This window comes from Phytobacter sp. V91, from assembly GCF_965644225.1.
GTDB lineage: Bacteria > Pseudomonadota > Gammaproteobacteria > Enterobacterales > Enterobacteriaceae > CBFFRJ01.
In genome coordinates this window covers 1-7600 of sequence record NZ_CBFFRJ010000184.1, presented here as the reverse complement: position 1 = coordinate 7600, position 7600 = coordinate 1, and the positions used below count along the sequence as shown (strand labels likewise).

Below are 7600 nucleotides of genomic sequence, written 5' to 3'. Positions count from 1 at the left end.
ACAGCTCAGCTAAGGTAAGGCTAATACAGATAAGGACTCCACTGAACCCCACCGATTAAATCGCACCTTCCTTAAGCGGCATGAAGGGGAAGATGTTCCCCTTCATATTATCGAAATGATGATGCGGCGTTCAGACCTTGATTGATTGCGGCGCAATCAGCCAGCCGCGGTGGGATCTGCTTTTTTCAGTTGCTCATTACGCAGGCGCAGCGTTGCCGGCAAAATCCGCTGCTGTTCGCCCGGTTCATTCCCTTCGATCAGCTGCGTGATGAGGTCAAAGCAGTCATACGCCAGCCGGGGAATATTCTGCTCAACGGTATCAATACTTAGTGAAAGCGAGTCATAGAGATAGTGATCGTCGAAACTGGCGATTTGAATATCGCTTTCCAGTAAATGGTGCTGGCTCATATAGCGCAGCACCCCTTCAAGAAGTCCGCATGCGGCCGTAAACAACGCTTTCGGTGGACGTCCCAGCTTCGCGCAGAGCGCGGCAAACATTTCATAGCCGCTGCTCGGATGATAATTGCCATGAATGATCCACTCAGGGCGCAACGTCACCCCGGCTCTCTCCAGACCTTGCGTAAAGCCCGTCAGACGATCTTTGGTGGGTGAAAGCCGCGGCTGGCCGCCTAAAAAGTAGATTTCATCCGGTTTTGCACGGGCCAGACGTTCAACCAAATCGGCGGTCGGCGTCACCGCATCGGTAATGACCAACGGCAGAGAGGTGCTGTTCATATAGCGGTCGAACAGTATCACTGGCAACTGCTCGCTGAGCTTCAGGTAATCGGCGTCGTTGAGCATGCTGGAGGCAACAATCAGCCCATCCACCTGGCGGGAGACCAGATTGTTGACCACCACCGATTCCTGACTGGCGTTTTCGTCGGTGCAGGAAATCAGAAGCTGTAAGCCCGCCTCGCGACACAAGTTTTCGAGCTCATGAGAAAAGGCGGCAAACCCGTGGTTGGTTATCTCAGGCACCACCAGTCCGAGCGTGTGGCTGCGATCCTCGCGCAACAGCCGGGCATGGATACTCGGCTGATAGTGGTGCTGCTGAGCAAGAGAAAGCACACGTTGACGGGTTTCCTGCGCCACGCGTAACTCTTTACCTCGACCATTGAGCACCAGGCTGGCGGTGGCTTTTGAGACGCCCGCCAGCGCGGCGATATCAGTGATGGTAACGCGTTTTGTTTTTCTCACGACAATACATCGGTTAATGAAACAAGCCGTTATTCTACCACGCAAGGCTGTAACGACCAGTATTGCACCCGCAGTTCTCCTCTTCCGCCAAAGGTTAATTGCGCGGGATGTGACGGGAAGTAACGGCTGCTCATCACGCCAGCGCCGTCATTGATAAAGATTTCGATGCTGGAGTGGTCACAGAGGATTTGCAGCATCGTTGCTTCCCCCTGCCAGTAACGCGAGAGCCACTCACCGTTTTCCAGACTCCGGCGGTCGAGACGCAGCTGGTTTTTATGCCAGTGCAAAATCAGCGTATCGCCAAAATTCAGCGTCAGCTCGCCTTCGCTTTCAATCAGCAATTCCAGACGCTGAGCGTCAAGAACGGGGGCGCTATCCGCAAGTCCGCTAAAGTTGCACTCTTCTTCACGCAGCGCCTGAAGTTCGCGCACCGGCTGTTGATACAGCCTGCCGTTGCGGGATGAAAGCTCGCGCACGCAGGTCATCTGATGGATCCAGCCCTGCGCCAGCGTAGGCTGACGCATCTCTTCACCATCCGGCACGCCCATCCAGCCCACCAGCAGACGCCGCCCGTCGGCGCTTAAAGTGGTTTGCGGCGCATAAAATTCAAACCCGGCGTCAAGCTCATGCAACTCCCCATGCTCGAACGTCGCCTGTTCAGGAGAGAATCTCCCGCTCAGCCAGGCGCTGGAGTGCGTATTGAGGAAACGGTGCTCTTCGCGGGCAACCCCTTGCGGGCAGCAAATCAGGAAAGTATCCGCCCCGATGGTGAACAGGTCCGGGCACTCCCACATATACCCCGCTTCGCCTAAGCCGCCAAGACCACTACCGGCAAGCTCCCCGAGTAACTGCCAGTGGTGCAAATCGTCCGAACGCAGCAGCAGCACCTTGCCATGCAACGTCAGATCCTGAGCGCCGAGCACCATGTACCACTGATTTTCGTGTCGCCAGACTTTGGGATCTCTGACGTGTCCGGTATAGCCCTCCGGCAACGCAATAACCGGCCCCTGCTTATCAAATCCGCCGTCGGCGTTCTGCACCGCCAGGCACTGCCACGCCGTGCGGCCGCCCTCAGCAAATTTCACGTTGCCGGTGTAGCACAGCGTCAGTTCGCCCTGGTTGTCGACCGCGCTGCCGGAATAACAGCCGCTGCGGTCATACTCGTCCACGGGCATCAGGGCTAACGGCTCGTGCTGCCAGTGCAGCAGGTCCGCCGAACTCCAGTGCCCCCAGCACTTGTGATTGTGCTGACAGCCGAGCGGATTCCATTGATAGAAAAGATGAAACCGCCCCTGGAAATGGATAAAGCCGTTTGGGTCATTCAGCAGCCCTGTCACCGGGGCCAGGTGCCAGGCCGGGTAGTGAGGGTCCCGCATCGCTTTTGGCTGGCCTTTCAGCACTGAGAGTAAAATCTCTGGCAACAGGGTCGATGAAGTCATTATTCTGAGTCCGTTTTGTATTTAAGCAGGTAAGAGATAATAAAGGCGACGCTAAAGGCAATCACCATGCCGATGGCGTAATTCAGCAGCGAGCTTGCCTGCACAATCGCCATCCCCGGGATCCCCGTCAGGCCGACAGCGGTCATATAGACATGCACCGAAACCACCCAGGCCCCACCGACTGCGCCACCAATCAGTGCCGCAATAAAGGGTTTCACAAACCGCAGGTTGATACCAAAAATCGCCGCTTCCGTGATGCCAAGAACGGCAGAAAACGCCGACGGCAGCGTAATGGCTTTAATTTTAGCGTCTTTGGTCTTGAACCATACCGCCAGACAGGCTCCGCCCTGGGCTACATTAGCCATCGCCCAGATGGGCAGCAGGAAGTTCACGCCGATAGAAGGATTCCCCAGCAACCCGGCTTCGATTGCGTGGAAGCTGTGATGCACGCCAGTGATAACAATCACCGAGTAAAGCCCGCCGAACAGCAGCCCTGCCAGCCAGCCTGCGTGGGTGATAAGGGTGCTCAGAACAAAGGAGATACCGTCACCCAGCGCACGCCCTGCCGGGCCGATGATGAGAAGCGCGACAAAACCGGTAATGATCACGGTTAAAAATGGCGTCAGGATCAGGTCCAGCGCGTCCGGAATCATTCTGCGAAGTTGTTTTTCGACAAGGCTCATAAACCAGACGGCGAGCAGCACCGGGAAAACCGTGCCCTGATAGCCGATCATCGCCACTTCGATACCAAAAAAGTTCATGGTATGGAACCCGGCGGCCACGCCCCAGGCGTTGGTCAGGGCCGGGTGAGTCAGAATGCCGCCGAGCGTCGCCCCCAGATAAGGGTTACCGCCAAATTCCCTTGCAGCGGTAAAGCCAATAAGGATCGGCAGAATAATAAAGGCCGCAGAGCTGAACATGTCCAGCATGATATACAGCGCATTATCCGGGTTCACCCAGCCGTAGGTTTTCACCATCCCCAGCAGCCCCATCAACAAACCCGATGCCACAATGGCCGGGATTATTGGGACAAAAATGTTGGACAACAGACGGGCCACGCGCTGGAAAGGATTCAGTTTGCGCGCCGCAATGGCCGCCGCCTCTGACTTGCTCGTTTCGCCAATGCCTGCCTCCTGAATAAACGCCGCGTAGACTTTGTTCACCACGCCAGTGCCGAAAATGACCTGTAGCTGCCCGGCGTTGCGGAAGCAGCCTTTTACGCCGTCAATTTTGCCGATCGCGGTGGTGTCCGCTTTGGCATCTTCCGCCAGAACCAGCCGCAGGCGCGTGGCGCAATGCGCGGCGCTGACGATATTGTCCTTGCCGCCCAGCAGCGGTAATAGCGACCGGGAAATCTGTTCGAAGTCCATATAAGCCTCTGTTTTATAGAAATTTATAATAATTAGCGCGTAGAGAGCCCCTTACCGGGGCCCTATTATCAGAACCAGGTTTCCATCTGCACGCCGAAGGTCCATTCGCCGCCGGACTTAAAGCCGTTGCTGCCAAGGGCATCATCGCTGGCATAGTTGTCCAGCTTGTGATCCCAGTCCATCCAGGAGGCGAAAAGACGCAGTTCAGGACGTTTCAGGAACTCGCCGACATCGCCCGCTTTCAGCGTTGGCGCCACGGTAAGTTTGTAGAAGCTGCCGTTCACCGCATTACGACTGTTGTAGCCCTCAGGTTTGAGATCCATGTACTGGTAGCTGCCTTCGTACTGCATTTCGAAATTCTGCGTCAGTTCCTGAATCAGACGCATGTTGAAGGTCGCCCACTCGTAGCTGTCGCCTTTGACGTAGCGGTCTTTGCTGCTCTGAGCCAGCACCGCTGGCGCAATATGCCAGCCGCCGCCCAGCGGCGTCATGCCGTAAGTCGCCAGACGCCAGGTATCCGCTTGCGGCAGCAACGCGCCATCAGACCCCACCGATTTGACCTCTGCACCAAGCCCGTGACCGTACAGCAACGCCGTTTTCGACGCCCCGTCACGCAGACCGTAGAAACTCTCATTGTGCAGTCCTAACAGAGCATGGACGCCGGTTTCAGCCGCATCACTTTTGACTTTATTGCCGTCGAGATCGACGCGGTCGTCGTTATCTTTCGCCCGCATGCCGCTGACCATCGCCTGTACCGGACCGAAATAGTTGTTCAGGGTCAGGATGTAGTTCTGGGCGTTGTTTTCGCTGTTCTCGATATCGCCGAAGGTACGACCATAGAGTGAGAAGTTACTGCGCGCGTTATCGCTCCACTTCACGTCGTAGACGCCAGCACCGGTACCGGCGAGGAAAATCACGTCCGAGTCGATCCAGTGGATATCAAAATTATCGCGGTCAAAGCGTTTACCGGCCCAGACGGTGGAATCTTTAAATGCGCCGCTGAACGTGGGCAGATGACCCAACTCAGTGAATGCCTGACGTAGGTTGAGATCGCTGCTGGATGCAGTCCAGTCGTTGTAGCTGCGCTGCCCGTCAGCCAGCATCACTTTAAAGCGGGTAGTGGCCCCGCTGGCGAGAGTCTGTTTATGTTCAAGATTCAACTCAACATAGGTGTCAGGTTCGTTGCCCAGACGCCCGACGTGGCCACCGCTTTCACCGGCAGGCGTCATCCCAGGACCGCCCTGGGTTTTGGCCGCCGAGTCGCTCATTAGCAGACCCGAACGGGCGTAGCCATGGAACTCAAACCCGCCTTCCTGGGAGGATTTCTGCTCCAGTTGCGTGGTGCGTTGTGCGACTTCTGCGGTGGTGGTTTGCGTTTTTTGTTGCTCCGTTGCGAGGTTTTTTGCCTGTAACTCCGCGGCCTGGGCTCTTTTTTCTGCATTCGTTGCCCGCTGTTCCGCAGCCTGCAAGCGTTGCTCAAGTGCAGCAAGGCGCGCTTCAATACTGCCCATCCCCGCGTCTGCCGCAAGCGCCGACCCCGAACCCAGTAACAATCCAAGCGTGATAGCGAGCGTGCTTTTTCTCATTGTTTTTGCGTCCCTATGAAAAGAGGTAAGAGTGTTGAATTTTTGCTAAACCGGTTTAACAAGAATCATAATCAAGGTTAATTTCAGCACGCAAATAAAATTGCTAAACCGGTTTAGTGATTGTGAGGAGGGTCGCAAATCAAGGCTAAAATCAGCCCAGGGTGGCCGTCAGGGCCTCAAGTCGGGGTAGTGCCGTCATGGCCCCTTTCGCCGTTGTCGCCAGCGCGCCACAGCGCTGTGCGCTGCTCAGGCAGGAGGCCAGCTCCGGCTCATTTTTGGGTAAGCCCTCCTGCGCCAGTCGCCACAGCAATCCGGCAACAAAGGCATCGCCCGCTCCGGTGGTGTCCACGCTCAACACCGGCATACAGGGATAATGGAAAATATCGCCCTGAAACAGCGCCAGCACGCCCGCTTTGCCCTGGGTAACCAGCAACAGCTTGAAAGAGAAACGCCTGACGAGGACTTTCATACCGGTTTTTAAGTCAGTGGAAGCCGTGATAAAGGCAAGCTCCTCTTCGGAAAGCTTTACCACATCGGCCAGCTCAAATGCGTAAGCCAGGCAGCGGTGCAGCACCTGCGGATCCTGCCAGAGATCGGCGCGAATATTGGGGTCAAAACTGACAAATCCCCCCGCGTCACGTATGAGCCGCATGGCAGACAGGGCGGCATGACGCGAAGGTTCTGCCGATAACGCAATGGAGCAGCAGTGCAGCCACTCTCCGGGCTGAAAAGTGGGCAACTCATCGGCCTGTAAAAAGAGATCGGCGCTGGGGCGGACCATAAAGGTGAAGGAGCGTTCGCCGTCATCATCCAGCGCGACAACCACCGTGGAGGTGCGATGCGCCTCGTCAAAGATCATAAAGTCGGTGTTGACCTTTTCCTGACAGAGGGTTGCCTGCATAAATCGGCCAAACGGATCCTGACCCACCCGACCAATAAAACCGCTTTTGCCCTCCAGCCTCGCAATGCCGACGGCGACATTGGCAGGGGCGCCTCCAGCACACTGGATTAATTTCCCGTCACCCTCAGGTAACAAATCAACGACGGCATCCCCCAGACACCAGACTTGAGCTGACATGGTTTTCTCCCAATTTATGTTTTGCTAAAATTTAATTAAACCGGTTTAGCAAATCAATCAATTCTGGCAGCGAGAGAAAACTTTTCGTCTGCAGGTACAGAACTCAGCCCCCGGGCGAATAAAGTCAGCCTGGGTTGGCGTTTTGGGCGGTTTAGCCTGCAACCGAGACAAATCCAACATTTCCAGTGCCTCACGAAAACACATCCTGATATTCTCTTTCTTATCGCCCTCCACTTTTGCCACAACTTATTACTCAATATCAGGAGTGAACATGAGCCAACCGTTACATGCCGAACCGCTGGTCTGGGGCCACGGCCCGCGCACTTTCGAAGTTTTTCTGGAACCGACCTGTCCGTTCTCAGTGCGGGCATTTAACAAGCTGGATGCCCTGCTCAGGGAAGTGGGCGAAGATAAGGTGACGGTAAAAATTCGCCTGCAATCGCAACCCTGGCATCTTTACTCTGGCGTGATCGTGCGTTGCATTCTTGCCGCCTCCACGCTCGCCAATGGCCGTGATGCCGCCCACAAAGTGATGCAGGCGGTTGCCGACCATCGGGAAGAATTTGAGTTTACCGACCATTGCAGCGGCCCAAATATGGACGTCACGCCGCAGCAGATTATCGAGCGCATCGAAAACTACAGCGGCGTAAAACTGGGCGATGCCTTTGCGCGCCCGGAATTGCAGACTGAAATCAAATGGCACTGCAAATATTCCCGCCAGAACAGTAGCGCCCTTACAGGGCGAGCGTCACCGCTTCGCGGTTCCGATGGTATTCATGATCGGCAGACCGTTTTATACTCTGCGGTATGTTAATTTCCGCAGGGATTCATGAAAATGGCACGCAGCAAAGCTCCCAGAAAACGCAAGCCCGGTAAATCAGGTAAACCACTTGTAGCCCGTATTACCCCCCCCTCTTATCCAAAACGTTT

The 7600-nt window shown here is 55.6% G+C and carries 5 protein-coding genes and 1 pseudogene; 1 reads left to right on the top strand and 5 read right to left on the bottom strand.

Features of this window, described 5'->3' with window-relative positions:
• Window positions 1-156: 156 nt before the first annotated feature.
• The 5 genes from ACSZO4_RS23785 to ACSZO4_RS23765 form a co-directional block, all read right to left on the bottom strand.
• Window positions 157-1197, bottom strand: coding sequence for a substrate-binding domain-containing protein (locus tag ACSZO4_RS23785; RefSeq protein WP_437891546.1), 1041 nt, complete (start codon window positions 1195-1197; stop codon window positions 157-159).
• A gap of 29 nt (window positions 1198-1226) precedes the next feature.
• Entirely contained in the window at window positions 1227-2636 is a 1410-nt protein-coding gene (locus tag ACSZO4_RS23780) for a sucrose-6-phosphate hydrolase (RefSeq protein WP_437891545.1), read from the bottom strand.
• Window positions 2636-4006 carry a sucrose-specific PTS transporter subunit IIBC gene (locus ACSZO4_RS23775; RefSeq protein WP_437891544.1) on the bottom strand — a complete coding sequence of 457 codons (1371 nt, stop codon included), beginning with the start codon at window positions 4004-4006 and terminating at the stop codon, window positions 2636-2638. Before ACSZO4_RS23775 ends, ACSZO4_RS23780 begins: the two co-directional genes overlap by 1 nt.
• Window positions 4007-4074: 68 nt before the next feature.
• On the bottom strand, window positions 4075-5592 hold the full coding sequence (locus ACSZO4_RS23770; protein ID WP_437891543.1) for a carbohydrate porin: 1518 nt from the start codon (window positions 5590-5592) through the stop codon (window positions 4075-4077).
• A 151-nt stretch (window positions 5593-5743) separates the two neighbouring features.
• Window positions 5744-6670 (bottom strand): aminoimidazole riboside kinase, encoded by a 927-nt coding sequence (locus ACSZO4_RS23765; RefSeq protein ID WP_437891542.1) that lies wholly within the window; start codon window positions 6668-6670, stop codon window positions 5744-5746.
• A gap of 271 nt (window positions 6671-6941) precedes the next feature.
• Between ACSZO4_RS23765 and ACSZO4_RS23760 the strand changes: the two are divergent.
• Window positions 6942-7394: pseudogene (locus tag ACSZO4_RS23760) on the top strand (thioredoxin); the annotation flags it as partial.
• Between the last annotated feature and the right edge of the window lie 206 nt (window positions 7395-7600).